A 24,472-nucleotide genomic window follows, 5' to 3' on the forward strand; every position below is an offset into this window, starting at 1 on the left:
CTGCGTGGCGCCGACCTCGCCGCTGATGCAGCTCGCCTACGCGGAGTCGATGGCGATGCTCCTGACCGCGGTCACGCTCCTCCTCCTGGTGCGGCGCCGCTGGCTCGCGGTCGTGCCCGTCGTGCTGCTGCTGGGCCTGACCCGGCCGAGCGGGCTCGCCTTCGCCGCCGCGCTCGGCCTCTACGTCGTCTACCGGTTCGTCCGGCGCCGCACGGAGCCGTTCCCGCGGTCGGAGTGGCTGCCGGCCGTGGGCCTGACGGCGTGGGGGCTCGTGGTCGGCTTCCTCTGGCCCGCCGTGGCGTGGGCCGTCACCGGGTCGATGACCGCGTACACCGACACCGAGCTGGCGTGGCGTGCGGTCTACATCGGCTACCAGGAGCTGCTCCCGCTGACCCCGTGGTTCCAGGGCGGCGCCTGGTGGGGCTCGTGGTGGTTCGGTGCTCCGGCCGTCGGCGTCGTGCTGGTGGTGCTCCTGCTGGCGGCGTTCGTCGGGATCCTCGCCGCACCGTGGACACGGCGGCTCGATCTCTTCAGCCGGGCCTGGGTCGCCGGGTACGGCGTCTACCTGCTGGCGTTCTTCTTCCCGCAGTCGAGCACCTTCCGGCTGCTGGGCCCGATGTTCCCGCTCGTCGGAGCGCTGGCGGTGCCGCGCTCGCCGGTCTTCCGCGTCGCGCTGGTCCTGCTCGGGATCGGCGGCCAGATCGGCTGGATCTCGATCTGCTGGGCCGTCGCCGGATCGGACTGGACTCCGCCGTGATCGTGCCGCGCGCCCGCCCGGCGCGGTGCTCCTCCGGGGACTCCCGACTCCCGCACGGGTATGCTCGTCGGAATGTCTCCCCTCACGCCAGCCGGTGAGCCGCGACACGCGTCGCCCCTCCTCCGGCCGACCCGCCGGCGAGCCGCGGCGACACCCGCCCGCTCCCCGCTGACGACCGCCTCCTCGACGGACCGCGGGCCGCTCGCGTGAGCGCCACCGCGATCGCGCCGGAGACGGAGGACGCCTCTCCGTCCCGCTCCCGCTGGGGTCTGCTCCGGAGGATCCCGTGGTGGATCCAGGTGCTCCTGGTCTTCGCCGTGTCGCGGGTCGTCACGACCGTGATCATGCTCCGGGTCGGCGCCGTGCGTCAGGGCGTCGAGTGGACGGGACTCCGCGACACCTACGTCCGGTTCGCGACGACGTGGGACGGCGGCTGGTACGAGCGGATCGGGATGACGGGGTACCCGTCGGTCCTGCCGCTCTCGCCGTCCGGAGCCGTGGAGCAGAACCCCTGGGCGTTCATGCCCGTCTACCCGTTCACCGTCCGCGGCCTGATGAACATCACCGGGCTCGACTGGGCGAACGCGGCGGTGCTCGTCGCCCTGGTCTGCAGTGCAGCGGCGTGCCTGGTGATCTACCGGCTGTTCCGCGTCTCGCTCAGCGAGGGCCAGGCGCTGATGGGGATCGTCTTCTTCTGCGTCGCTCCGACGTCCCCGATCCTGCAGATCGGCTACGCGGAGTCCGGCGGCATCCTCCTGACGGCCGTGCTGCTCCTCCTGCTGGTGCGCCGCAAGTGGATCTGGACGTTCCCCGTCGTGCTGGTCGTGGGGCTCCTGCGCCCGAGCGGCCTCGCGATCGCGGCGATGACGGGCCTCTACTTCCTCTACCGCGTCTGGCGCCACGTGCACGGCACCGAGCCGTTCGCCCGCCGGGAGTTCGCCTTCACGGTCGCCCTCACGGTCTGGTCCCTCGCGGTGGGCTTCGCCTGGCTGCTCATCGCCTGGGCCGTGACCGGCTCCTTCACCGCCTACACCGACACCGAGCTCGCCTGGCGCAGCGTCTTCATCGGCGAGGGCGAGCTCATCCCCTTCACCTCCTGGTTCGCCGGTGGAGGCTGGTGGGGAGGCCTCTGGTTCGGCTCGCCGATCACGGGCATGGGCATCACCGTCGTGGTGGTGCTCGGATTCCTGGCGATCCTGTTCTCGCGGGCCACGCGCAGCCTCGACGTCTTCTCGCGGCTCTGGGTCGGCGGCTACGCGATCTACCTCTTCGCGTTCTTCTACCCGCAGTCGAGCACGTTCCGCATCCTGATGCCGATGTTCCCGCTGGCCGGGGCGCTCGCGGTGCCGCGGTCGACTCTCCTGAGGGTGTTCGTGGTGGCCGCATCGATCGTCGGGCAGATCGTCTGGGTGCTGCTGTGCTGGGTGTTCACCCCGGGCGACTGGTCCCCGCCGTGATCGGCTGACGCCCGACTTCCGGGCGCGGTTCGGAACACCCCCGCGGATGCACGATAATAGGGGGATACGTCACGAAAGGGGAACTCTATGGCGGCCATGAAGCCGAGGACCGGAGACGGACCGATGGAGGCTGTTAAGGAGGGCCGACTCATCGTCGTGCGCGTTCCGCTCGAAGGAGGCGGACGCCTCGTCGTCTCGGTCAACGATGCAGAGGCGAAAGAGCTGCACGACGCGCTCGCGTCGGTGGTGTCTCCCGCCTGATCCGCACCGTCGTGAACGCCCGTCGCACACCGTGCGGCGGGCGTTCCGTCTTTCCTCGGTCGGCCGCGCTCGTCAGGCGCGGCGCTTGTTGGCCTGCAGCAGGCCGTCGCCGATCGGCGAGAGCACGCTGACCACGGCGGGGGAGGCGCAGACCTCGGCCACCAGCGTGCGGAACGCCGTCGCGATCTCGTCGCGCTGCGCGGGGTTGGCCACGCGTCCGCGCCAGAGCGCGTGGGGGACGAGGACCGTCCCGCCCGGACGGACGAGCCGCAGCGCGTGCTCGACGTTCTCGATGACCTGCAGCGGATCGCCGTCGACGAAGACGATGTCGTAGGAGTTCTCGTTCATCCGGGGCAGCACCTCGAGGGCGCGGCCCGGGATGAGCCGCAGCCGGTTGGGCGAGATGCCCGCCTCGTGGAACTGGGCGCGCGCGTGCTGCTGGTGCACCGCCTCGGAGTCGATCGAGGTGAGCATGGCCTCGGGGGCGCCGTCGAGCAGCCACAGGCCGCTCACTCCGGTGCCGGTGCCGATCTCGATGATGGAGGTCGCGCGCGCCGCGGCGGCGACCAGCGCGGCCTGCGCGCCGATCGAGGGGGAGACGGCGTCGATGCCCAGCTCGACCGAGAGCCGGCGGGCCGAGGCGATGGCCTCCGACTCGACGACCGCGTCCTCGGCGTACTTCCAGTTGGCATCCTTGTCGGACACGGGGGCGCTCCTCTGATCGGTGCACCGGGCGGATCGCGCCCGGGCATCGTCAGGGTACGGTGGCGCGCGGGCTCCGCGAGGGAGGCGCGGCGGGTTAGTGTTGTCCTCGTGTTCGGTCTGACGTTCGACAAGCTCCTCATCATCGGGGTCATCGCCGTCTTCGTGCTGGGTCCCGACCGCCTCCCGCACTACGCCGCCCAGCTCGGGCAGCTCGTGCGCAAGGTGCGCGGATTCGCCACGCAGGCCCGGGAGCGCGTCAAGGACGAGATGGGCGACGAGTTCAACGACGTCGACTGGAAGAAGCTCGACCCGCGCCAGTATGATCCCCGCCGCATCATCCGCGACGCCCTGCTCGAGGACGATCCGGCCCCCACCGTGAAGCCGCCCACCGCTGTCGCCGCTCCGGTCGTGCCGGGCGGCACCGGCTCCGCGCAGGACAGCTACTACACGACGATGCAGCGCTCCGTCTCGTCCGGCACGCTCTCGAGCGTCGCGCCGCCGCCGATCGACTCCGAGGCCACCTGAGCCCTGCTCCGCGAGGTGCGCCGGGCGGGCGTCCCGACCGACGCCGTCCGCACCAAGCCGCGCGGAGGCGTCAGCCGACGGCGAGCGGAAGCCGACGGCCGATCAGTCCCCGCGGCCGCGCGGCGAGCGTCGCCGCCAGGGCGTCGATCGCCCGGGCAGCAGGATCCTCCGGATCGCCGACGACGACGGGCACGCCCTCATCGCCCCCCGCCCGCAGCGCGACGGAGATCGGCAGCGACGCGAGCAGCGGCACCTCGTCGCCCGCCGCGGTGAGCCGACGCGCGACCTCGGCGCCGCCTCCGCTGCCGAAGAGCTCCAGCACCGAGCCGTCGGGCTGGGGGAGTCCGGACATGTTCTCGACCACTCCGACGATGCGCTGACCCGACTGGCGGGCGAGCGCGCCGCTGCGCTCGGCCACGTCGGCGGCCGCCGGCTGCGGTGTGGTGACGATGAGGACCTCCGCATGCGGGAGCAGCTGCCCGATGGAGATCGCCACGTCCCCCGTGCCGGGAGGCAGGTCGAGCAGGAGCACGTCGAGGTCGCCGAAGTACACGTCGGTGAGGAACTGGGAGATCGTGCGGTGCAGCATGGGCCCGCGCCAGGAGACGGCCGCCCCGCGGGTGTCGCCCTCGAGGAACATCCCGATCGAGATGACCTTCACGCCGTACGCCACCGGCGGCAGCATCAGCTCGCCGACGCGGGTGGGCCCCGCGACGCGCCCGTCGTGCATCAAGCCGAGCAGGCCGGGGATGGAGAAGCCGTGCACGTCGGCGTCCACGAGGCCGACCGCGAGACCCCGCTGAGCGAGGGCGACCGCGAGGTTGGCGGTGACGGTCGACTTGCCGACGCCGCCCTTGCCGCTGGTGACCGCGTACACGCGGGTGAGCGAGTCCGGGCCGAAGGGCATGCTCCGGCGGCCGCCCTGGAGGCGCTCGGTGAGGGCGGTGCGCTGCGCCGACGTCATGACTCCGACCACGACGTCGACCGCCGTGACTCCGGGAGCCGATGCCGCGGCCTCGCGCACGTCACGCTCGATCGCGGAGGCGGCCGGGCAGCCGACGATGGTCAGTCGGATCGTGACGCGGACCGCTCCGTCGACGGCCGCCTCGACCGACTCGAGCATGTCGAGCTCGGTGATGGGCTTCCGGATCTCCGGATCGACGACGCGGGCCAGCGCCGTCCTGACGGCGGTCTCGATGGCGGCGACGTCAGGCATCGCGCCGCTCGGGCTCCTGCGCCCGATCCTTCTCGAGCTCCTCGAGCAGTCCGCGCAGCTCCGAGCGGATGAAGTCCTTGCTCGCCATGTCGCGGATCGCCAGGCGCAGGGCCACGACCTCGCGCGCGAGGTACTCGGTGTCCGCGAGGTTGCGCTCGGCCCGCTGCCGGTCCTGCTCGATCTGGACGCGGTCGCGGTCGTCCTGGCGGTTCTGCGCGAGCAGCAGCAGCGGCGCGGCGTAGGAGGCCTGCAGCGAGAGGATCAGCGTCAGCACCGTGAAGCCGAGGGCCTGCGAGTCGAAGCGCGCGTCCGCGGGCCCGTAGGTGTTGAACATCAGCCAGAAGACGCAGAAGATCGTCATGCCGACCAGGAACCACGGCGTGCCCATGCCGCGGGCAAACGACTCGGTCAGGCGGCCGAAGCGGTCGCTGCTCGGGCGGTTCCGCCGCGAGAGGACGCGGGTGCGCAAGCCCTTGGGAGCGTCCAGGCGCCGGTCCTGCTTGGTGTCCCTAGCCACGCGCGCCCCTCCGTCCCCGTCGTGTCCTGCCTGTCGCCGCGGGTGCCGGCGGCACGAGCGGTACGCCCTGCGTCGCCGTCGTCACCGGCTTCCTCGGTTCGTCGTCGTCGCCGTGGCTGCGCCAGTCGTCGGGGAGGAGGTAGTCGAGGACGTCGTCGATGGTCACGACGCCGACGAGGCGGTGGGACGCGTCGACGACGGGCACCGAGACGAGGTTGTAGCTGGCCAGGATCCGGGCGACCTCGGCCGCCGAGGTCTCGGGCGTGATCGGGTCCATGCTCTGGTCGAGCAGGGTGCCGAGGCGCTCGTGCGGCGGGTAGCGGAGCATTCGCTGGAAGTGCACCATGCCGAGGAAGCGGCCGGTCGGCGGCTCGTAGGGCGGCAGCGTGACGCAGACGGCGGCGCCGAGGGCCGGGGCGAGCTCGTGGCGGCGGATGAGGGCGAGACCCTCGGCGACGGTCGCCTCGGAGGAGACGATGATCGGCTCCGTGGTCATCAGACCGCCGGCGGACTCCGGAGCGTAGGTGAGGAGCATGCGGACGTCGTCCGCCTCCTCGGGCTCCATCAGCTCCAGGAGCGCCTCGCCGCGCTCCTCCGAGAGCTGGGCGATCAGGTCGGCCGCGTCGTCCGGCTGCATCTGGTCGAGGACGTCGGCGGCGCGGTCGTCGTCGAGCCGGCCGAGGATCTCGACCTGCTCGCTCTCGGGCATCTCCTCGAGCACGTCCGCGAGGCGGTCGTCCGAGAGCTCGCCGGCGACCTCGAGCATCCGCTGTTGCGGCAGGTCGAGGAGCGTGCTGGCGAGGTCGGCGGGCTTGAGCTCGGAGAGGCTGGCGACGTACTGCTCGGCGGACTGCGCCTCGGTCGAGACGCTCTCGCGGACCTCGCGCCAGCCGGCGAAGGCGGTCGCGCCCTTGGCGAAGGGGGAGGGGCTGGTCTTGGGCCGGCGGACGAAGAGCTGCGCGAGCTCCCACTCGCCGGGTGCGGCCTCCTCGATCGCGACGTCCTCGACGACCGCGTCACCGGAGCCGTCCACGAAGCTCACCCGGCGGCCGAGGAGCTCGGCGATGACGCGGACCTCGCCGCCCCGCTGCTCGAAGCGGCGCACGTTGATCAGCCCGGTGGTGATGATCTGGCCGCTGCCGATGCTGGTGACCCGGCCGATCGACACGAAGACGCGACGGCGCCCGGGGATCTCGACCACCAGGCCGACCACCCGCGGGGCGTCGTTCTGCCGGTAGACCAGGAGCACGTCGCGGACCTTGCCGACGCGATCGCCGGCCGGGTCGAAGACACTGCATCCGGCCAAGCGCGCGACGAAGACTCTGGCGGAACTCACGGCTACAAACCTAGTCCCGTGCAGCCGGGCGGACGCCGAGCGTTCCCGGCTCGCCCTCGGCCGGTTCTCCGAATCCGTTCAGAGATCTTCAAGTGGCCTGTGCGATTCTGTCCGGGTGACTCAGCAGACGCCGTTCAGCGGCCGAGGGCCGGCCTTCCCCACGATCCCGCGCGGGGAGATCCTCGCCACGTTCGACACGTACCAGGAGGCGCAGGCCGCCGTCGACGTGCTCGCCCGCGCCGACTTCCCGGTGCGCCAGCTCGCCATCATCGGCAACGAGCTCAAGAGCGTCGAGCGGGTGACCGGCAAGCTCACCTGGGGCCGCGTCGCTCTCGCCGGAGCGGCCTCCGGCGCCTGGCTCGGCGTCTTCCTGGGCCTCCTGCTCATCATCTTCTCGCCGACGACGGAGCTCTCCTTCCTCATCGCGGCGGTCCTCCTCGGCGCCGGCTTCGGGATGCTCTTCGGGCTCGCCTCCTACGCCGTGAACCGCCGCCGTCGCGACTTCACCTCGACCATGCAGGTGATCGCGACCAGCTACTCCGTGCTCGTGGACCCCGAGGTGGTCAACCGCGCGCGCAACCTGCTCGACGGCGGCACCTCCCCGGCGGAGGCGCCGCAGACGGCCTGGGCTCCGCCGCCCGCCGCGGTCGGCGACCCGCAGCCGCAGCCCGTCCGCCCCGAGGACGACCCGCGCTGACGATCCTCCACGAAGGCCCCCGGTCCGCCGGGGGCCTTCGTCGTTCCGGGGGCGGGGCGGCTCAGGCGGAGCCGACGGGCGGGAGGACGATGTCGACCGCGAGACCCCGGGGGGAGCGGTTGACCAGGGCGACCGTCCCGCCGGCCGAGAGCACGGTGGTGTGCACCAGGGCCAGCCCCAGACCGCTGCCGCCGGAGGCGAGGGTGCGGGAGTCGTCCGGGCGGGAGAAGCGGTCGAAGGCGACCGGGATGAAGGCGTCGGGCATCCCCGGTCCGTCGTCCGAGACGCTGAGCATCAGGCGCCCGTCCGACTGCGAGAGGGAGGCGACGATCATGCCGCCGCCGTTCATCGCCTGGATCGCGTTCCTCACGAGGTTGTCGATCACCCGGCCGAAGTCCTGGGACGCGACCGCGTAGAGCCGCGCCGGCTCGCGCTCGTCGATCTCGTAGTCGATCTCCACCCCCGACTCCGAGGCGAGCAGGCGGGTGCGGTCGACGGCGCCCACCAGCTCGTCGACGAGCTCGGCGAAGGGAGCGGTCGGGCGGACGGTGCGGCTCTCGATGCGCGAGATGTCGAGGAGGGCGGATGCGAGGCGCACGAGCCGGTCGACGCTCTTCTGCGCGTCGAGGATGACCCGGTCGACCGCGACCGGGTCGTCGACGCGGTGGTGGGCGATCTCGAGCTGGGCGGAGAGCGCGGCGAGGGGAGTGCGGAGCTCGTGGCTCGCATCCGACACCATCTGCTTCTCCCGGGCCAGCGACGCGGTCTGCTTGGTCAGGAACGCGTTCAGCGTCACCGCGAGCTCGTCGATCTCGTCGCGCGTGCCGACGACCGGGAGCTGGTCGCCCTGCCCGGGCTCGGCGGCGATCTGATCCGCGCGCGCCCGCATCCGGCGCACCGGGGCGAGGGCCGCGCCCGTCAGGATCCACGAGGCGAGCCCGAACGTGACGACGAGGAAGATCGCGGCGTAGACGAGCACGTGGGCGAAGTCGTCGAGGACGAGCTGCGACGCGGCCTGATCGCGGGCGGAGGCGACCTGCCAGACGCCGCGATCGCTCTCGATGGCCGTGAAGCGGACCAGGTAGCTGCCGTTCGCCGTCGTCACGTCGGCGTACCGGGGCGAGGTGTCGGCGGGCTCCTCCGCCAGAGCGCTGAGCACCTCGCCGCTCAGGCGCGAGGGCATGGTCGAGGTGCTGACGCTCCCGTCGGGAGCGAGGGCGAGGAACAGCTGGCCCGTCGACGAGCCCTGCGTGCGCGGGACGTTGCCCGCCGAGATGTCGCGGCGCACCTCGTCCTCGATCGACATCAGGATCGTCCGCTCGCTGCGGTCGACGATGCCGGTGACCACCTGGTAGAAGAGCAGCGCCGCGAGCGCGAAGAGGGCGGTCGCCACAGCGACCGTTCCCACGGTGATCCTCGCGCGGATCGAGAGCGCGCCGACCCTGCGGCGTGCCGTGCTCATCCGCGACACGGGCTACTCGACCGGGCGGAGGAAGTAGCCCTTGCCGCGGACGGTCACGATGCTGACGCCCGTGTCCTCGGTCGGGAGCTTCTTGCGCAGGTAGCTGACGTACTGGTCGACGATGTTGTTGTCGACGATCTCGCCGCCGCCCCAGATCTCGGAGAGGATCCGCTGGCGGGTCACGACGGAGCCGACGGGAGTGATGAGGAGCTTGAGGAGCTCGAGCTCCTTCGGGCTGACGTGGATGCGCGAGCCGTCGGCGGTGCGCCGGATGCTCGATCCGTCCACGGTGATGCGTCCGACGTCGATCGAGGTGGACATCAGCGACGGGCTGCGGCGCAGGAGGGCCCGGAGGCGCGCGTTGAGCTCGGTGAACGCGAACGGCTTGGTCAGGTAGTCGTCCGCTCCGGCGTCGAGCCCGAAGACGCGGTCCTCGATCGCGTCCCGCGCGGTCAGCAGCATGATCGGCGTGGGCCGGCCGAGCTCGCGGATCCGGCGGCAGATCTCGAAGCCCGACATCGCCGGGAGCATGACGTCCACGATGGCGGCCGAGAACTCGGCGTTGCTGAACGCGACGAGCGCGTCGATGCCGTTCGTGGTGAGCACGGCCTCGTAGCCGGCGTCTTCGAGGCCGCCGACGAGGGCCTCACCCATGGCTGGATCGTCTTCGACGACAAGGATCTTCACGCGCTCACCCTACGGCCCGGCTCCCAGGAGGACGCACTGCGCGGGCCGTGTGTCGATCGGATGCGGGATCGACCCATCCGATCGGCGCTGGGCGACGAATGAGGAATGACAGACCGCTGGGGGGCGTGGCGGGAGAGGCGCGATCAATGGCGCAATTCTACTCTTCTCCCCCCGTCGGCCCGATGATACTGTTCGCGAAGTTCACCTCTACCGTCACCCGAAGGCGGCACAAACATGCTCAATATTCTTTCCATCTGGGCGCGTCTCGCGCTGTCAGTCCTCCTGTGGATCGTCCTTCTCCCCGTCATGCTCGTCCTGCTGCCGTTCCGCACGGGCAGGAGCGCCTCGCTCCCCGCCCTGCGACCGGTCCCGGTTCCCGCATCGACGGTGGCGGTCGACACCCGGAGCACCAGCGGCGCGTACTAGGCCCACTTCCCGGTCGTTCCGGGCCCGACGCCCCGCTCCCATGAGCTCCGGCGTCGTCCGCCCACCGATCCCCGACACCCGAACAGCCGTGCCCCTCTCCGCCAGGAAGGGGCACGGCTGTTCGTCGTTCCCCGGGTCGATCCGGACTGACCGACAGGTGTCGATTTCGGCTACTCTCGATCACGAGCCGCGTCAAGCCCTTCGCAGAATCTCAGGGACTGGCAATACAGTGCTCGCACATGGTTCACCGATCGGAAGGAACACGGATGCTCCGCGCCACGCTCGACACCGCTGGGATCCAGCTCGATTCGACCACGGGAGCCCCCGTGCGCCCCGACACCCCGGTCTCGGTGGTCGCGTCGGCGCCTCAGAGCCTGATCTCGCGGATGCTCGGACGCCGCCGCTGCGAAGCATGCGGAGCGGCCTCGGCCCGTCGCCGCGACGGCTTCTGCTCGGCCGACTGCGCCGGCACCTTCCACCTCTACGAGTGAGCCCGACCGGCCGAGTGCCGGTGGTGAACGTTCCGAAGGCCCGTGATCGACGATCGCGGGCCTTCGTGCTGTCTCGGGAGTGTCGGAGCGCCGGGTGAGGAGCGCCACGGTCGGACTCGGTCGCCCACCGGGTGACGCCGCTCGGTCCGTGATGGAGGGGTGCGCCTCGAGGGGCGTCGAGCACCGGAGCTGAGCGCCCATGCGCGAGGAAGGAGAGCGGAAAACCGCAGATGTGCCCCCAGTAGGATTCGAACCTACGCCCCTGCCTCCGGAGGGCAGTGCTCTATCCCCTGAGCTATGGGGGCCAGGAGTGCCTGACCACATTAGCACCCGGGCGGGGCGGGCCCCGACGCCGGGAGCGGTCCTCGCGCATGCCACGATGGAGCCATGCTGCGCACTGTCTCCGCCTCGCTGGATCTGCGTCTGAACGGCCCGACCGACCTGATCTTCCTGGTGGCGGCGACGCCCACGGGCGACTCGTTCGAGGACTCCTTCACCGTCCGGCTCGACGGGCAGGACGTGCCGGTGCGGGAGTTCCCTGCGCGGCACGGCGCCCGCGTGCACCGCGTCGCGGGGAACGAGGGCGACCTGCGGGTCGAGTACCGGGCGCGGGTCGCCGGGCGCGGCGCTCCGGACGAGCCGAGCGAGCTCGAGCTCGTCGAGTACCTGCGGCCGAGCCGGTACGCCGAGGCGGACGTGCTCGGCGGGATCGCCCGGCGCGAGTTCGGGCGGGCCCGGGGCTTCGAGGCGCTGGCGGCCGTCGAGGAATGGGTGCACGGCCACCTGTCGTACGTCTACGGGTCGACGGTCGGCACCGGGGGAGCGGCGCAGGTCATCGAGAGCGGCCAGGGCGTGTGCCGGGACTTCGCGCACACGGTCGCCGGGCTGCTCCGCGCCCTCGACATCCCCGCCCGGGTGACGGCGGTCTACGCGCCGGGCCTCGAGCCGCGGGACTTCCACGCGGTCACGGAGGCCTGGGTGGGCGGCGCCTGGCACGTCGTGGACGCGACCCGGCTGGCTCCGCGCGGGTCGATGCTGCGCATCTCGTCCGGCCGGGACACGGCGGACACCGCGTTCCTCAGCAGCTACCTGACGGACCTGCGCCTGACCGGGATGAGCGTGGAGGCCGACTGCGACGCGGCGCTCGTCGACGACCACGTCTCGCCGGTGCGCCTGGGCTGACGCCGGGGCTCAGCCGGCGAGGACGCCGATCGCCGACCGCACGAGCGGCTCGGGGTCGCCCGGCTCGACGAAGGAGGCGCTGGACGCCTCGATCCAGTACTCGCCGACGAAGGCGTCCGCGACGCCCCGCCCCTCGGCCACCTGGTAGTAGCCCTCGATCTCCGGCGGCTTGCCGTAGGTGGGGACGGCCTTGCTGGTGGTGAAGAACTCGTTCTTGAGCGCCTCGATCACCGCGGGGTCGAGGTGGGCCACGGCCAGCTGCAGCTCGGCGCCCGAATCGTCGGACCATCCGCAGACCAGGCCGTCGTACTGGGCGATCTCCTCGGAGACGGCGGTGGTCCCGATGCCGTCTTCCGGGGAGAATCCGCCCCACAGGCCCGCGAGCGCCGAGGCCGGGACCAGCTGCTCGCAGGCGAGGGGGATCGGCGTGCCGCTGACGGCGCCGCTCGCGCTCGGCTCCGGGTCGGCCGCGGGGGAGCAGCCGGAGAGGGCCGCCGCGGCGAGGGCGACGAGGAGGAGGGCGGCGGGACGGCGCATGCGTCGCACCCTAGCAACGCCGCCCTGCCGAGCGGCCCCGCGGTGCAGGAGGGACGGGGGGCGCGGGCGCGGCGGCCGGTAGAATCGCTCCCCGTGACTCCCGAACAGCTCGCCGCCTCCCTGCACGCCCTCGTCCTCGACGCCGTGCAGCGACGGGGGAGCGATGCGGGCGTCGAGCTCTCGGACGTCGTGCTGGAGCGCCCGAAGAACCGCGACCACGGCGACTGGGCCTCGAACATCGCGATGAAGCTCGCGAAGCGGGTCGGCGCGAACCCGCGCGAACTCGCCGCCGAGCTGGCCGAGGGGCTGGGCGCGGTCGAGGGCGTCGCCACCGTCGAGGTCGCCGGTCCCGGCTTCCTCAACGTCCGGCTCGAGGCCGCGGCCGCGGGCGCACTTGCCGGCGCGATCGTCGAGGCGGGCGAGGCCTACGGCACCGGGTCCGCCTACGCCGGCGTCCGGATGAACCTCGAGTTCGTCTCCGCCAACCCCACCGGCCCCATCCACATCGGCGGGACGCGCTGGGCGGCGGTCGGCGACAGCCTGGCCCGGATGCTCCTCTCGCAGGGCGCCGAGGTGACCCGCGAGTACTACTTCAACGACCACGGCGCGCAGATCGACCGCTTCACGCGGAGCCTCCTCGCCGCCCACCGCGGCGAGCCGACCCCGGAGGACGGCTACGGCGGCGCCTACATCGGCGACATCGCCGAGCGCGTCGCGGCCGCCTACCCGGGCGACCTCGCCGTCCTGCCCGAGGAGGAGCTCGCCGAGACCTTCCGCTCGATCGGCGTCGAGCTGATGTTCGGCGAGATCAAGCAGAGCCTGCACGAGTTCGGCGTCGACTTCGACGTGTACTTCCACGAGAACTCCCTGCACGAGTCGCGCGCCGTCGACCGCGCGATCGAGCGCCTCCGCGAGCTCGGGCACATCTTCGAGGCCGACGGCGCCACCTGGCTGCGGACCACGTCGTTCGGCGATGATCGCGACCGCGTCATCATCAAGAGCGACGGGGAGGCGGCCTACATCGCGGGCGACCTCGCCTACTACCTCGACAAGCGCGAGCGCGGCTTCGATCGGGCGATCATCATGCTCGGCGCCGACCACCACGGCTACATCGGCCGGATGATGGCGATGTGCGCGGCGTTCGGCGACACCCCGGGCGTGAACCTCGAGATCCTGATCGGCCAGCTGGTCAACCTGCTCCGCGACGGCGAGGCGGTCCGGATGTCCAAGCGGGCGGGGACCGTCGTCACGATGGAGGACCTCACGGAGGCCGTCGGCGTGGACGCCGCGCGCTACTCGCTGGTGCGCTCCTCGGCCGACTCGACCCTCGACATCGACCTCGACCTGCTGACCAAGCGGAGCAACGACAACCCCGTCTACTACGTGCAGTACGCCCACGCGCGCACCCGCCAGGTCGCGGCGAAGGCCGCGGCGTCGGGCGTCCCCGTCGAGCCGTTCGCGCCCGAGACGCTGGTGCATCCGACCGAGTCGGCGCTGCTCGGCGGCCTGCAGGAGTTCCCGCGCATCGTGGCGCACGCCGCGGAGCTGCGCGAGCCGCACCGCGTCGCGAGGTATCTCGAGGAGGTCGCCGGCCTCTACCACCGCTGGTACGACAACTGCCGGGTCGTGCCGCAGGGCGAGGACCCGGTCGAGGCCGTGCACTCGACCCGGCTGCGCCTGAACGAGGCGACCGGGCAGGTGCTCCGCAACGGGCTCTCCCTGCTGGGCGTCACGGCCCCGGACCGGATGTGAGCGCGTCGGGGGCGGCGCCGCGGCGCCGGCGCGGGGGACGCGCGGCCGTGGTGGTCGTCGTGGTGCTGGTGCTGCTCGTGGTCGCGGCGGTGGTGGGTGACTCGCTCGCCCGCCGCGCCGTCGCGGACCGCGCCGCCGCGAGCCTCCGCGAGGCGCTCGCACTGCCCGCGGACCGGGCGGTGGACGTCGACGTCGCGGGCTGGGCCGTGCTCCCGCAGCTCGTCTCGGGGCGGCTGGACCGGCTCGACCTGCGCAGCTCGGACGTGACGTTCGGCGAGCTCGACGGCGACGTCGCCGCGACCCTGATCGGGGTGCCGGTGAGCGGCGTCGGAGCGGTCGAGTCCGGCAGCACGACGGTCGCGATCGACGCGGCCTCGGTGTCGCGGCTCGTCACCGAGCGCAGCACCGTTCCTGTCGACGAGGTGACCCTGGACGCTCCGCTCGTGCGCGTGACCGCCTCCGTCGAGGTGCTGGGTCTCCGGCTCGGCGCGGGCGTGGGGATGGAGCTCGCCGCCGTGGACGGCGCCATCCGGCTGACCCCGGCCGAGGTCTCCGCCGCCGGTGCGACCTTCTCGGCGACCGACTTCCGCGACCGCTTCGGCGCCGTCTCCGGCGACCTGCTCGCTCCGTCCTCCGTGTGCATCGCGGACTCGGTGCCGCGCGGACTGACGCTGACCGGAGTCGAGGTCGCCGACGAGTCGCTGAACGCGAGCTTCGCGCTCTCTCCGACGTTCCTCAGCGACCCCGCGGAGCAGGAACCGGGCACCTGCGCCTGAGCCCGCGCGGCGCCGCCGCCCCGGACCGGTAGGATCGGAGCCCTGTGCCGGCGTCTTCCGCGGGCCGAACACTGACATCGCTGGCTTCAGGGGTCAATCCGGACCCGCTCGCCCCGCAGTGACGCTCCCACTCTCTCCTGTGAGGTCTCACCCGTGGACACCGTCGACGCCCGCGCCCGCGCCCCCCGGCATCCGCTCGCGCCTGAGTGGCTGCACACGCCCGCCGACCCGAACGCCCTGGCCGACGGCGTGTGGCCGGACAGCGCCGAGCGCGGCGAGGACGGCGGGATCCGGATCGCCGGAGTGCCCGTCGCCGAGCTGGTGCGCGAGCACGGCACTCCTCTCTACGTGGTGGACGAGGCCGACGCCCGCCGCCGGGCCGTCGAGATGCGCGAGGTCTTCGCTCGCGAGCTCGGCCGCATCGGCACCGGCGTCACGGTCTACTACGCGGGCAAGGCGTTCCTCTCGACCGAGGTCGCCCGCTGGATGCGCGACGAGGGCCTGAACCTCGACCTCTCCAGCGGCGGCGAAATGGCGGTGGCCCTCGCCGCCGGGATCGAGCCCGAGCGCTTCGGCCTCCACGGCAACAACAAGTCGCTCCGCGAGATCGACCGGGCCGTCGAGGTGGGCGCGGGCACGATCGTGCTCGACAGCCTCGTCGAGATCGAGCGCGTCGCAGCCGCGGCCGAGCGGCACGGCCGCGTGCAGGCGGTGCGCCTCCGGGTCAACAGCGGAGTGCACGCGCACACCCACGAGTTCCTCGCCACGGCGCACGAGGACCAGAAGTTCGGCCTCGCACTCGCCGACTGCCCGGCCGCGGTCGCCCGCATCCGCTCCTTCTCCTCCCTGCGGTTCCTCGGGCTGCACTGCCACATCGGATCCCAGATCTTCGGCTCCGCCGGGTTCGCGGAGTCGGCGTCGCGCCTGCTCGACGTCCACGCGGCTCTGCTCGCGGACGGCCCCGTGCCGGAGCTCAACCTCGGCGGCGGCTTCGGCATCGCCTACACCAGCGCCGATGACCCGACGCCGATCGCCGAGATCGCGGCCGCCGTCGCCGACGCGGTGGCCGAGCAGTGCGCCGCCCGCGGCGTCCCGGTGCCGCACATCGCGATCGAGCCCGGCCGCTCGCTGATCGGGCCCGCCGGCGTCACCCTCTACGAGGTGGGCACCGTGAAGGACGTGACGGTCGGCTCCGAGGGCTCGACCGCGGTCCGCCGCTACGTCAGCGTCGACGGCGGCATGAGCGACAACGCCCGTCCGGCGCTCTACGGCGCCGACTACACGGCGCGGATCGCCGACCGCTCCTCCTCGGCCGAGCCCGCCCTCGTGCGGGTGGCCGGGAAGCACTGCGAGTCGGGCGACATCGTCGTCCACGACGACTTCCTGCCCGCGGACGTGCGGCCGGGCGACCTGCTCGCCGTCGCCGCGACCGGCGCCTACTGCTGGTCGCTCGCCAGCAACTACAACTACCTCGGGCGCCCCCCGGTGGTCGCCGTCCGCGACGGGCGCTCGCGCGTCCTCGTGCGCGGCGAGACCGAGGAGGACCTCCTCCGCCGCGACGCCGGCATCGAACGAAAGGCCACCTCCCGATGATCGAGTACCGCAGCCTCCGCGTCGCCCTGCTGGGTGCCGGGTCCGTCGGTGCCCAGGTGGCGCGCCTCCTGCTCGACCACGGCGACGAGCTCGCCCAGCGCGTGGGGGCGCCGCTGGAGCTCGTAGGCGTGGCCGTCAGGGACGTGGACGCGCCCCGCACCGCCGACATCCCGAAGCACCTCCTGACCACCGACGCCGAGTCGCTGATCCTGGGCGCCGACATCGTGGTCGAGCTGATCGGCGGGCTCGAGCCCGCCCGCAGCCACATCCTCACGGCGATCTCGTCGGGCGCGGACGTGATCACGGCCAACAAGGCTCTGCTCGCCGCCCACGGCAACGAGCTCTTCGAGGCCGCCGACCAGGTGGGCGCCCAGCTCAACTACGAGGCGGCCGTCGCCGGCGCGATCCCGATCATCCGGCCGCTGCGCGACAGCCTCGCCGGCGACCGGGTCCACCGCATCCTCGGCATCGTCAACGGCACGACCAACTACATCCTCGACCGGATGGACACCGAGCACGCGAGCCTCGAGGACGCGCTCGCCCGCGCGACCGAGCTCGGCTACGCCGAGTCCGATCCGACCGCCGACATCGAGGGCTACGACGCGGCGCAGAAGGCGGCGATCCTCGCCCGCCTCGCGTTCCACACCGACGTCCCGGTCACCCTGGTGCACCGCGAGGGCATCACCGGCATCACGAAGGCGCAGGTCGACCAGGCCCGCGACTCCGGCTACGTGATCAAGCTGCTCGCGATCTGCGAGCGGCTGACCGACGCCAAGACCGGCGTGGAGGGCGTGTCCGCGCGGGTCTACCCCGCGCTCGTGCACCGCTCCCACCCGCTCGCGGCCGTGCACGGGGCCAACAACGCGGTCTTCGTCGAGGCGGAGGCGGCCGGCGACCTGATGTTCTACGGCGCCGGCGCCGGCGGGATCGAGACGGCCTCCGCCGTCCTCGGCGACGTCGTCTCGGCCGCCCGCCGCCACGTCGTCGGCGGCCCCGGCCTGGTGACCAGCGCGAGCTCCGGGCTCGCGGTCCTCCCGATCGGCCACGTCACCACCCGCTACCAGGTCACCCTCGAGGTGCTCGACCGCCCCGGCGTGCTCGCGCAGATCGCGGGCGTCTTCGCCGACCACGGCGTCTCGGTCGAGACCCTGGTGCAGACCCCGCCCGGCGCCGACCCGCTGGAGGAGCAGGGCGGTGCGGAGCGGCGCGAGCCGACCGCTACCCTGGTCATCGGCACGCACGCCGCGGCGGAATCCGATCTGGCGGCCACCGTCACCGCCCTCCATTCGCATGGTTTCGTCGGCGCCGTGACGTCCGTTCTACGAGTTGAAGGAGCCTGAGATGGCCAAGCAGTGGCGCGGAGTCCTGCACGAGTACGCGGACCGCCTCGATGTCACCGAGGCGACCCCGGTCATCACTCTCGGCGAGGGCGGCACGCCGCTCATCCCCGCGGCGGCGCTCTCGGCGCGCACGGGCGCGAAGGTGTGGGTCAAGTACGAGGGCATGAACCCGACCGGCTCCTTCAAGGACCGCGGCATGACCATGGCGATCTCGAAGGCCGTCGAGCACGGCGCGAAGGCCGTCATCTGCGCCTCGACCGGCAACACCTCCGCGTCGGCCGCCGCCTACGCGACGCACGCCGGCATCACCGCGGCCGTCCTGGTGCCGGAGGGCAAGATCGCCCTGGGCAAGCTCAGCCAGGCGATCGCGCACAACGCGCAGCTGCTGCAGGTGCAGGGCAACTTCGACGACTGCCTCGACATCGCCCGCGACCTCGCGAAGAACTACCCGGTCCACCTGGTCAACTCGGTGAACCCGGATCGCATCGCCGGCCAGAAGACCGCGGCCTTCGAGGTCGTCGAGGTGCTGGGTGACGCGCCGGACTTCCACATCGTCCCGGTCGGCAACGCGGGCAACTACACCGCGTACTTCCGCGGCTACTCGGAGGAGCTCGAGCGCGGCGAGTCGACCCGCCTCCCGCGCATGTTCGGCTTCCAGGCCGAGGGCTCGGCTCCGATCGTGCACGGCGCCCCGGTCCGCCACCCCGAGACGATCGCCAGCGCGATCCGGATCGGCAACCCGGCCTCGTGGGAGCTCGCCCTGAACGCGCGCACCGTCAGCGACGGCTACTTCGGCGCGATCAGCGACGAGAAGATCCTCGAGGCGTACCGCATCCTCGCGGGCGAGGTCGGCGTCTTCGTCGAGCCGGCGTCGGCGATCAGCGTCGCGGGGCTCCTCGAGCGCGCCGAGGCCGGAGCGATCCCGAAGGACGCCACCATCGTCCTGACGGTCACCGGCCACGGGCTCAAGGACCCGCAGTGGGCGCTCCGCACGGCCGACGGCGCGGACATCACGCCGACCGTCGTCCCGGTCGACACCGCCGCGATCGCCGACGTGCTGGGGCTGGCCGGCGCATGACCTCGGCGGTTCCCGTCGGCCGCACCGTCCACGTCAAGGTCCCCGCCACCTCGGCGAACCTGGGCCCCGGCTTCGACACGCTCGGCCTGGCGCTCTCGTTCTACGACGAGCTCGACGTGACGGCCGTCGCGGCCACGGGTGCGCGGGTCACCGTGCACGGAGTCGGCGAGGGCGAGGTGGCGACCGACGAGACGAACCTCGTCGTGCAGGCCATCGCGTACACGTTCGCCGACCAGCGGCAGGAGATGCCCGGCATCGAGGTGATCGCGCGCAACATCATCCCGCACGGCCGCGGGATGGGCTCGTCCGGCGCCGCGATCGTCTCCGGCATCATGGCCGCGAAGGGCCTGCTCGAGGGCGTCGTCGAGCTCGACTCGGACGACCTCCTCCGCATCGCCACCGAGATGGAGGGGCACCCCGACAACGTGGCGCCCGCGCTGTTCGGCGGCCTCACCATCGCCTGGGTCGAGCCGCACGCCTCCGGCGCCGACGACTCGCCGCTGCGCCCGCGCTCGAAGAAGCTCATGGTCCACCGCGGCGTGTCCCCGGTCGTCTTCGTGCCCGAGCACACCATGTCGACGCGGCTGGCCCGCTCGCTGCAGCCGCAGAGCGTGCCGCACGAGGACGCGGTGTTCAACGTCTCGCGCTCCTCTCTCCTGATCGCCGCCCTCATCCAGAGCCCGGAGCTGCTGTTCGCGGCGACCGAGGACAAGCTGCACCAGAACTACCGCGCGGCCGCCATGCCCGAGACCTCAGCGCTGATCGCGCTGCTGCGCTCGAACGGCTACGCCGCCGTCGTCTCGGGTGCCGGACCGAGCGTCCTGGTGCTCTGCAGCGACCCCGCCCAGCGCCTCGCCGCCGCGGATCTGGTGGAGCGGGAGGCCCCCACGCCGTGGCGCGCGCACATGCTGGCCGTCGACTTCAAGGGTGCTACAGTGGGGACCGCATCCCGAGGAACCGCGTAACGAGCGGAATCTGTCCGACGGATCGTCCCGACAACCACGGCCATCACATCGTGTGAAGGGCGCCCCTGCTCCTCTTGCAGACCGGCGCCTGGTCTCCGGGCCCTCTCCTCGCTCTCTGCGGCAGTCGGTCCCGGCGGCCGAGAGCATCGCGTGGATCAGAACACGCGATGGCACCGCACGGTCGATGAGCTCTCCCGGTGAGCACTCGTTCCCGGGGGGAAGGAACCCTCTCCAGTGACAGACGTCAACACCCACGGCTCGACCGTGGACCTCACCGCCGACCTCTCCGGTCTGCGCGTCGCCGAGCTCCAGGCTCTCGCGACGCGGCTCGGCCTCGGCGGCGCCTCCAAGCTCCGCAAGGGCGAGCTGGTCCAGGCCATCTCGGACCTGCGCGCCGCCTCCGCCGAGGACGCGCCCGCCGCGATCGCCGACGCGGTCGCTCCGGACGACGCAGCGGTCGCCCCGGACGTCGACGCCACCGGCGTCGAGGCCGAGCCGGCCGATGTGGCCGAGCAGTCCGCTCCGCAGCCCGAGGTGCCGGCGGAGCTGCCGACGCCCGTCGAGAGCACCGAGGCCGACACGGCCGACGTCCTCGAGCAGGCCGCGCCCACCGTCGACGAGCCCTCCGCGACGGCCGCCGAGTCGGCCCCCGTCGAGCTCGAGCTCCCCGCGGCGGCCGAGCCGGTCGCCGAGCCCGCCGAGCGAGCGCCCCGCCGACGCAGCTCGCGCCGCGCCTCCAGCGGCACCGTCGCCGCCGGCGAGCACCTCAACATCCCCGGCGGGACCGGCGTCGAGTCGCTGATCCCCGACCTCCCCGTCATCGAGCAGGACCGCGACGCCGACCAGGCCGCGAAGCCCGTCATCGACATCGAGCTGCCCAACGGGCCGGAGTCGGACGACTCCTCCCGCGAGGGCGGCCAGCGCGAGCGCCGCGGACGCCGCCGCAGCCGCGGGGGCGCCTCCGAGCAGAGCGAGCAGGCCGAGCAGGCGCCCGCCGAGAACGACGCCGACTCCTCCGACTCCGGCGACCAGCAGGAGCAGCAGGGCGGAGACCAGCAGCAGAACGGCGACCAGCAGGGCACCGGCCGCGGCCGCAACCGACGCAACCGGAACCGCAACCGCGGGGACGACCGCCAGAACGACGCTCAGCAGAGCCCCGCCGCGCAGTCCCAGCCGCAGAACGGCCAAGGCGCGCGCGGCGCCGCGCAGTCCGAGGGCCAGCAGGCTCCTCAGCAGAACGGCTCCGGACAGCCCCAGAACGGCCAGCAGGCCGAGGGCGAGGACGGCCGCCGCAGCCGCTACCGCGACCGCAAGCGCCGCGGCGGAGCGATCGGCGACGACTTCGAGCCCGAGATCGGCGAGGACGACGTCCTCATCCCGGTCGCCGGCATCCTCGACGTCCTCGACAACTACGCCTTCGTGCGCACCACCGGGTACCTGCCCGGCGTCAGCGACGTCTACGTCTCCCTCGGCCAGGTCAAGAAGTACAACCTGCGCAAGGGCGACGCGGTCGTCGGCGCCATCCGCCAGCCCCGCGAGGGCGAGGGCGGCGGCCGCCAGAAGTACAACGCGATCGTCCGCGTCGACTCGATCAACGGCCAGACCGTCGAGGAGGCCGCTGCGCGCGTCGAGTTCCAGAAGCTCACGCCGCTCTACCCGACCGAGCGCCTGCGCCTCGAGACCGAGCCCGGCAAGCTGACCCAGCGGATCATCGACCTGGTCGCCCCGATCGGCAAGGGACAGCGCGGCCTGATCGTCGCGCCGCCCAAGGCAGGCAAGACCATCGTCCTGCAGCAGATCGCCAATGCGATCGTGCAGAACAACCCGGAGGTCCACCTGATGGTCGTCCTGGTCGACGAGCGTCCGGAGGAGGTCACCGACATGCAGCGCACCGTGCGCGGCGAGGTCGTCGCCTCCACCTTCGACCGCCCGGCCGAGGACCACACGACCGTCGCCGAGCTCGCGATCGAGCGCGCCAAGCGCCTGGTCGAGCTGGGCCACGACGTGGTCGTGCTGCTCGACTCCATCACCCGTCTCGGCCGCGCCTACAACGTGACCGCTCCTCCCTCGGGCCGCGTGCTCTCGGGCGGCGTGGACGCCTCGGCGCTGTACCCGCCGAAGAAGTTCTTCGGCGCGGCGCGCAACATCGAGAACGGCGGCTCGCTCACCATCCTCGCGACGGCGCTCATCGAGACCGGCTCGAAGATGGACGAGGTGATCTTCGAGGAGTTCAAGGGCACCGGCAACATGGAGCTCCGCCTCTCCCGTCACCTCGCCGACAAGCGGATCTTCCCCGCCGTCGACGTGAACGCCTCCGGCACGCGCCGCGAGGAGATGCTGCTCAGCGCCGACGAGGTCAAGATCACCTGGAAGCTGCGCCGCGCCCTCGCCGGGCTCGACCAGCAGCAGGCGCTCGAGATCATCCTGTCGCGCCTGAAGGAGACCTCGTCCAACGTCGAGTTCCTCATGCAGGTCTCGAAGTCGGCCGTCGGCCCGGCCACCGCCGGCCACGGCAACGGCCACCACTAGCGCCCCGACGTCCGCGGTCGCCCCTGTCACCGGGGGCGGCCGCGGACGTTTTCGCGTCCCCGGGCGATGAGCCCGACCCCGACCACCTCCGGAAGCCAGGACCCCATGTTCGAATCCGTCAGCGTCCTCCTCGCCGAGCACGAGGACCTGCAGACGCAGCTCTCCGACCCGGCACTCCACGCCGATGCCGCCCGCGCCAAGAAGGTCAACCGGCGCTACGCGGAGCTGAGCCAGATCAAGGCGGCCCACTCCGCCTGGATCCAGGCCGGCGAGGACCTCGAGGCCGCGCGCGAGCTCGCCCGCGAGGACGAGGCCTTCGCGGAGGAGGTCCCCGAGCTGGAGGAGTCGCTGCGGGTGGCGCAGGAGAAGCTGCGGCGCCTGCTCATCCCGCGCGACCCCGACGACGGCCGCGACGTCATCATGGAGATCAAGGGCGGCGAGGGCGGAGCCGAGAGCGCGCTGTTCGCGGCCGACCTCCTCCGGATGTACCTGCACTACGCCGAGGCGAAGGGCTGGAAGACGGAGATCCTCGACCGCGACGAGTCCGACCTCGGCGGCTACAAGAACGTGCAGGTCGCGATCAAGAGCAACGCCACCGATCCCTCGCAGGGCGTGTGGGCGCACCTCAAGTACGAGGGCGGCGTGCACCGGGTGCAGCGCGTCCCCGTGACCGAGTCGCAGGGGCGGATCCACACCTCGACCACGGGCGTGCTCGTGTTCCCCGAGGTGGACGCGCCCGAGGAGGTCGCGATCAACCAGAACGACCTGAAGATCGACGTCTACCGCTCCTCCGGTCCCGGCGGGCAGTCCGTCAACACGACCGACTCCGCCGTGCGGATCACCCACCTCCCGACCGGCATCGTCGTGTCGATGCAGAACGAGAAGAGCCAGCTGCAGAACCGCGAAGCGGGCATGCGCGTGCTGCGCGCCCGCATCCTGGCCCGCCAGCAGGAGGAGATCGCCGCGGCGGCCTCGGACGCGCGCAAGACGCAGATCCGCACGATGGACCGCTCCGAGCGCATCCGGACCTACAACTTCCCCGAGAACCGCATCGCCGACCACCGCACCGGCTACAAGGCGTACAACCTCGACGGCGTGATGAACGGCGCGCTCGACCCGGTGGTGGAGAGCGCCATCCAGGCCGACGAGGAGGCCCGCCTGGCCGACATCGGCTCCGAGGAGGCGTGACCCTCGTGACCACCGGTGTCGACGCGCGCACCCTCCTCGCGGACGCGGTCGCCCGCCTCGCCGCCGCCCGCGTCCCCACGCCGGACGTCGATGCGGAGCTGCTTCTCGGGCACCTGCTCGGGCTCGGCCGCGGCCGGCTGCAGGCGCGCCTCATCACGGGGTTGAGCGTCGACGAGGAGCACGCCGCGGCGTTCGCGAGCGCGATCGAGCGCCGGTCGGCTCGCGAGCCCCTGCAGCACATCACCGGGATCGCACCGTTCCGCTCGCTCGAGCTCGCGGTCGGACCCGGCGTGTTCGTCCCGCGACCCGAGACCGAGGGCGTCGCGCAGATCGCGATCGACGCGCTCCGAGCGGTCGTCGATCCGGAGCCGATCGCCGTCGACCTCGGCACGGGCAGCGGAGCCCTGGCGCTCGCGCTTGCGCACGAGGTGCCGCACGCGCGCGTGATCGGCGTGGAGAACGCTCCCGAGGCGTTCATCTGGGCCCGCGGCAACCGCGAGCGGCTCGGGCTCGAGAACGCCCGCATCGTCTTCGACGACCTCGCCCGGGCACTTCCCGAGCTGGACGGCACCGTCTCCGTCGTCGTCTCCAACCCGCCCTACATCCCGGCCGCCGCCGTCCCGCGCGACCCGGAGGTGCGCCTGTTCGACCCGCCCTCGGCGCTCTACGGCGGCGAGGACGGCCTGGACGTCGTCCGCTCGCTCTCGGCGACCGCCCTCCGCCTGCTCCGCTCCGGGGGAGTGCTGGTGATGGAGCACGGCGAGCTGCAGGGCTCCGAGATCCGCGCCCTGCTCACCGCCGACGGCTGGCGCGGAGCGACCACGCAGCGCGACCTCACCGGCCGCGACCGCGCGACGGTGGCGGTGCGCTGAGGCGTCGCGGAGCTCCGGCCTGGCCGCCCGAGCCGTCCGATCTCAGTCGTCGAAGGTGATGTCGAGGTAGGGGGTGGTGGGGGATTCGCGGGTCTCGATTCGGACGACGCTGCCTGCTGTTCC

The 24,472-nt window shown here is 72.4% G+C and carries 23 protein-coding genes, 1 tRNA gene and 1 pseudogene; 17 read left to right on the forward strand and 8 right to left on the reverse strand.

The genetic code is table 11. The features are described 5' to 3' along the window. The 3 genes and pseudogenes from C5C82_RS17660 to C5C82_RS14200 form a co-directional block, all read left to right on the forward strand. Positions 1–757: pseudogene (locus C5C82_RS17660) on the forward strand (hypothetical protein); the annotation flags it as partial. Between the two features lie 206 nt (positions 758–963). Continuing rightward, positions 964–2,214 carry a hypothetical protein gene (locus C5C82_RS14195; protein WP_104294988.1) on the forward strand — a complete coding sequence of 417 codons (1,251 nt, stop codon included), beginning with the start codon at positions 964–966 and terminating at the stop codon, positions 2,212–2,214. Positions 2,215–2,301: 87 nt separating this feature from the next. Beyond that, on the forward strand, positions 2,302–2,475 hold the full coding sequence (locus tag C5C82_RS14200; RefSeq protein ID WP_068208299.1) for a DUF3117 domain-containing protein: 174 nt from the start codon (positions 2,302–2,304) through the stop codon (positions 2,473–2,475). A 72-nt stretch (positions 2,476–2,547) separates the two neighbouring features. Here C5C82_RS14200 and C5C82_RS14205 read toward each other — a convergent pair whose 3' ends face one another. Continuing rightward, the gene (locus tag C5C82_RS14205; protein ID WP_104222989.1) at positions 2,548–3,180 is read right to left on the reverse strand and encodes an O-methyltransferase; all 633 of its coding nucleotides are present in this window, start codon (positions 3,178–3,180) and stop codon (positions 2,548–2,550) included. Between the two features lie 108 nt (positions 3,181–3,288). On the opposite strand from C5C82_RS14205, the gene C5C82_RS14210 reads away from it, so the two are divergent. Continuing rightward, positions 3,289–3,705, forward strand: a complete 417-nt coding sequence (locus C5C82_RS14210) for a twin-arginine translocase TatA/TatE family subunit (protein WP_146076468.1) — start codon at positions 3,289–3,291, stop codon at positions 3,703–3,705. A 70-nt stretch (positions 3,706–3,775) separates the two neighbouring features. On the opposite strand, the gene C5C82_RS14215 is transcribed toward C5C82_RS14210, so the two are convergent. Genes C5C82_RS14215 through C5C82_RS14225 form a run of 3 tightly spaced genes read right to left on the reverse strand, consistent with a single transcriptional unit; the run spans position 3,776 to position 6,774 of the window. Further along, positions 3,776–4,921, reverse strand: coding sequence for an Mrp/NBP35 family ATP-binding protein (locus C5C82_RS14215; protein WP_104291535.1), 1,146 nt, complete (start codon positions 4,919–4,921; stop codon positions 3,776–3,778). Next, positions 4,914–5,438 carry a DUF1003 domain-containing protein gene (locus C5C82_RS14220; RefSeq protein ID WP_104222991.1) on the reverse strand — a complete coding sequence of 175 codons (525 nt, stop codon included), beginning with the start codon at positions 5,436–5,438 and terminating at the stop codon, positions 4,914–4,916. Before C5C82_RS14220 ends, C5C82_RS14215 begins: the two co-directional genes overlap by 8 nt. Continuing rightward, the gene (locus C5C82_RS14225) at positions 5,431–6,774 is read right to left on the reverse strand and encodes a magnesium transporter MgtE N-terminal domain-containing protein (RefSeq protein WP_104225554.1); all 1,344 of its coding nucleotides are present in this window, start codon (positions 6,772–6,774) and stop codon (positions 5,431–5,433) included. The genes C5C82_RS14220 and C5C82_RS14225 overlap by 8 nt, the downstream gene beginning before the upstream one ends. A 115-nt stretch (positions 6,775–6,889) precedes the next feature. Here C5C82_RS14225 and C5C82_RS14230 point away from each other — a divergent pair, with 115 nt between their 5' ends. Further along, complete coding sequence (locus C5C82_RS14230) at positions 6,890–7,471, forward strand: general stress protein (RefSeq protein ID WP_258059272.1); 582 nt, start codon at positions 6,890–6,892, stop codon at positions 7,469–7,471. 61 nt (positions 7,472–7,532) lie between these two features. Here C5C82_RS14230 and C5C82_RS14235 read toward each other — a convergent pair whose 3' ends face one another. Then, on the reverse strand, positions 7,533–8,933 hold the full coding sequence (locus tag C5C82_RS14235; protein ID WP_146076469.1) for a cell wall metabolism sensor histidine kinase WalK: 1,401 nt from the start codon (positions 8,931–8,933) through the stop codon (positions 7,533–7,535). A 12-nt stretch (positions 8,934–8,945) separates the two neighbouring features. Next, positions 8,946–9,620 carry a response regulator transcription factor gene (locus tag C5C82_RS14240; RefSeq protein WP_258059273.1) on the reverse strand — a complete coding sequence of 225 codons (675 nt, stop codon included), beginning with the start codon at positions 9,618–9,620 and terminating at the stop codon, positions 8,946–8,948. Between the two features lie 234 nt (positions 9,621–9,854). On the opposite strand from C5C82_RS14240, the gene C5C82_RS14245 reads away from it, so the two are divergent. Both C5C82_RS14245 and C5C82_RS14250 read left to right on the forward strand, forming a co-directional pair. Continuing rightward, positions 9,855–10,046, forward strand: coding sequence for a hypothetical protein (locus C5C82_RS14245; RefSeq protein WP_104294989.1), 192 nt, complete (start codon positions 9,855–9,857; stop codon positions 10,044–10,046). A 266-nt stretch (positions 10,047–10,312) separates the two neighbouring features. Then, positions 10,313–10,537: a hypothetical protein gene (locus tag C5C82_RS14250; RefSeq protein WP_104249561.1), complete on the forward strand. Its 225-nt coding sequence runs from the start codon at positions 10,313–10,315 to the stop codon at positions 10,535–10,537. 233 nt (positions 10,538–10,770) lie between these two features. On the opposite strand, the gene C5C82_RS14255 is transcribed toward C5C82_RS14250, so the two are convergent. After that, positions 10,771–10,842 (reverse strand) — tRNA-Arg (locus C5C82_RS14255). An 82-nt stretch (positions 10,843–10,924) separates the two neighbouring features. Between C5C82_RS14255 and C5C82_RS14260 the strand changes: the two genes are divergently transcribed. Then, on the forward strand, positions 10,925–11,719 hold the full coding sequence (locus C5C82_RS14260; protein WP_104291533.1) for a transglutaminase family protein: 795 nt from the start codon (positions 10,925–10,927) through the stop codon (positions 11,717–11,719). Between the two features lie 9 nt (positions 11,720–11,728). Here the strand turns inward: C5C82_RS14260 and C5C82_RS14265 are convergent, their stop codons facing one another. After that, positions 11,729–12,256, reverse strand: a complete 528-nt coding sequence (locus C5C82_RS14265; RefSeq protein WP_104294990.1) for a hypothetical protein — start codon at positions 12,254–12,256, stop codon at positions 11,729–11,731. Between the two features lie 93 nt (positions 12,257–12,349). Here C5C82_RS14265 and argS point away from each other — a divergent pair, with 93 nt between their 5' ends. The 9 genes from argS (at position 12,350) to prmC (ending at position 24,349) form a co-directional block, all read left to right on the forward strand. Beyond that, positions 12,350–14,008 (forward strand): arginine--tRNA ligase, encoded by a 1,659-nt coding sequence (gene argS, locus C5C82_RS14270; protein WP_104222999.1) that lies wholly within the window; start codon positions 12,350–12,352, stop codon positions 14,006–14,008. Between the two features lie 47 nt (positions 14,009–14,055). Beyond that, positions 14,056–14,784 carry an LmeA family phospholipid-binding protein gene (locus C5C82_RS14275; RefSeq protein ID WP_104262485.1) on the forward strand — a complete coding sequence of 243 codons (729 nt, stop codon included), beginning with the start codon at positions 14,056–14,058 and terminating at the stop codon, positions 14,782–14,784. A gap of 153 nt (positions 14,785–14,937) precedes the next feature. Then, complete coding sequence (gene lysA, locus C5C82_RS14280) at positions 14,938–16,377, forward strand: diaminopimelate decarboxylase (RefSeq protein WP_104255072.1); 1,440 nt, start codon at positions 14,938–14,940, stop codon at positions 16,375–16,377. After that, entirely contained in the window at positions 16,374–17,717 is a 1,344-nt protein-coding gene (locus tag C5C82_RS14285) for a homoserine dehydrogenase (RefSeq protein ID WP_104223002.1), read from the forward strand. The genes lysA and C5C82_RS14285 overlap by 4 nt, the downstream gene beginning before the upstream one ends. A 1-nt stretch (position 17,718) precedes the next feature. Next, positions 17,719–18,795, forward strand: a complete 1,077-nt coding sequence (gene thrC / locus C5C82_RS14290; RefSeq protein ID WP_104294991.1) for a threonine synthase — start codon at positions 17,719–17,721, stop codon at positions 18,793–18,795. Further along, the gene (thrB, locus tag C5C82_RS14295; RefSeq protein WP_104225562.1) at positions 18,792–19,760 is read left to right on the forward strand and encodes a homoserine kinase; all 969 of its coding nucleotides are present in this window, start codon (positions 18,792–18,794) and stop codon (positions 19,758–19,760) included. Before thrC ends, thrB begins: the two co-directional genes overlap by 4 nt. Before the next feature lie 234 nt (positions 19,761–19,994). Beyond that, on the forward strand, positions 19,995–22,289 hold the full coding sequence (gene rho, locus C5C82_RS14300) for a transcription termination factor Rho (RefSeq protein WP_104294992.1): 2,295 nt from the start codon (positions 19,995–19,997) through the stop codon (positions 22,287–22,289). 105 nt (positions 22,290–22,394) lie between these two features. After that, positions 22,395–23,477 carry a peptide chain release factor 1 gene (prfA, locus tag C5C82_RS14305; protein ID WP_104232724.1) on the forward strand — a complete coding sequence of 361 codons (1,083 nt, stop codon included), beginning with the start codon at positions 22,395–22,397 and terminating at the stop codon, positions 23,475–23,477. Then, positions 23,474–24,349, forward strand: coding sequence for a peptide chain release factor N(5)-glutamine methyltransferase (gene prmC / locus C5C82_RS14310; RefSeq protein WP_104294993.1), 876 nt, complete (start codon positions 23,474–23,476; stop codon positions 24,347–24,349). Before prfA ends, prmC begins: the two co-directional genes overlap by 4 nt. The last annotated feature ends 123 nt before the right edge of the window (positions 24,350–24,472 follow it).

Origin of the sequence: Rathayibacter sp. AY1D5, from assembly GCF_002932515.1 — a bacterium.
GTDB lineage: Bacteria > Actinomycetota > Actinomycetes > Actinomycetales > Microbacteriaceae > Rathayibacter.

What these genes read in the sequence shown, in the direction of transcription:
- C5C82_RS14265 (WP_104294990.1), bottom strand. Translation starts at nt 12,256, where the DNA reads ATGCGCCGTCCCGCCGCCCTCCTCCTCGTCGCCCTCGCCGCGGCGGCC.
- C5C82_RS14215 (WP_104291535.1), bottom strand. Translation starts at nt 4,921, where the DNA reads ATGCCTGACGTCGCCGCCATCGAGACCGCCGTCAGGACGGCGCTGGCC.
- thrB (WP_104225562.1), top strand. Translation starts at nt 18,792, where the DNA reads ATGACCTCGGCGGTTCCCGTCGGCCGCACCGTCCACGTCAAGGTCCCC.
- C5C82_RS14245 (WP_104294989.1), top strand. Translation starts at nt 9,855, where the DNA reads ATGCTCAATATTCTTTCCATCTGGGCGCGTCTCGCGCTGTCAGTCCTC.
- C5C82_RS14235 (WP_146076469.1), bottom strand. Translation starts at nt 8,933, where the DNA reads ATGAGCACGGCACGCCGCAGGGTCGGCGCGCTCTCGATCCGCGCGAGG.
- C5C82_RS14250 (WP_104249561.1), top strand. Translation starts at nt 10,313, where the DNA reads ATGCTCCGCGCCACGCTCGACACCGCTGGGATCCAGCTCGATTCGACC.
- C5C82_RS14285 (WP_104223002.1), top strand. Translation starts at nt 16,374, where the DNA reads ATGATCGAGTACCGCAGCCTCCGCGTCGCCCTGCTGGGTGCCGGGTCC.
- thrC (WP_104294991.1), top strand. Translation starts at nt 17,719, where the DNA reads ATGGCCAAGCAGTGGCGCGGAGTCCTGCACGAGTACGCGGACCGCCTC.
- C5C82_RS14260 (WP_104291533.1), top strand. Translation starts at nt 10,925, where the DNA reads ATGCTGCGCACTGTCTCCGCCTCGCTGGATCTGCGTCTGAACGGCCCG.
- C5C82_RS14200 (WP_068208299.1), top strand. Translation starts at nt 2,302, where the DNA reads ATGGCGGCCATGAAGCCGAGGACCGGAGACGGACCGATGGAGGCTGTT.
- prfA (WP_104232724.1), top strand. Translation starts at nt 22,395, where the DNA reads ATGTTCGAATCCGTCAGCGTCCTCCTCGCCGAGCACGAGGACCTGCAG.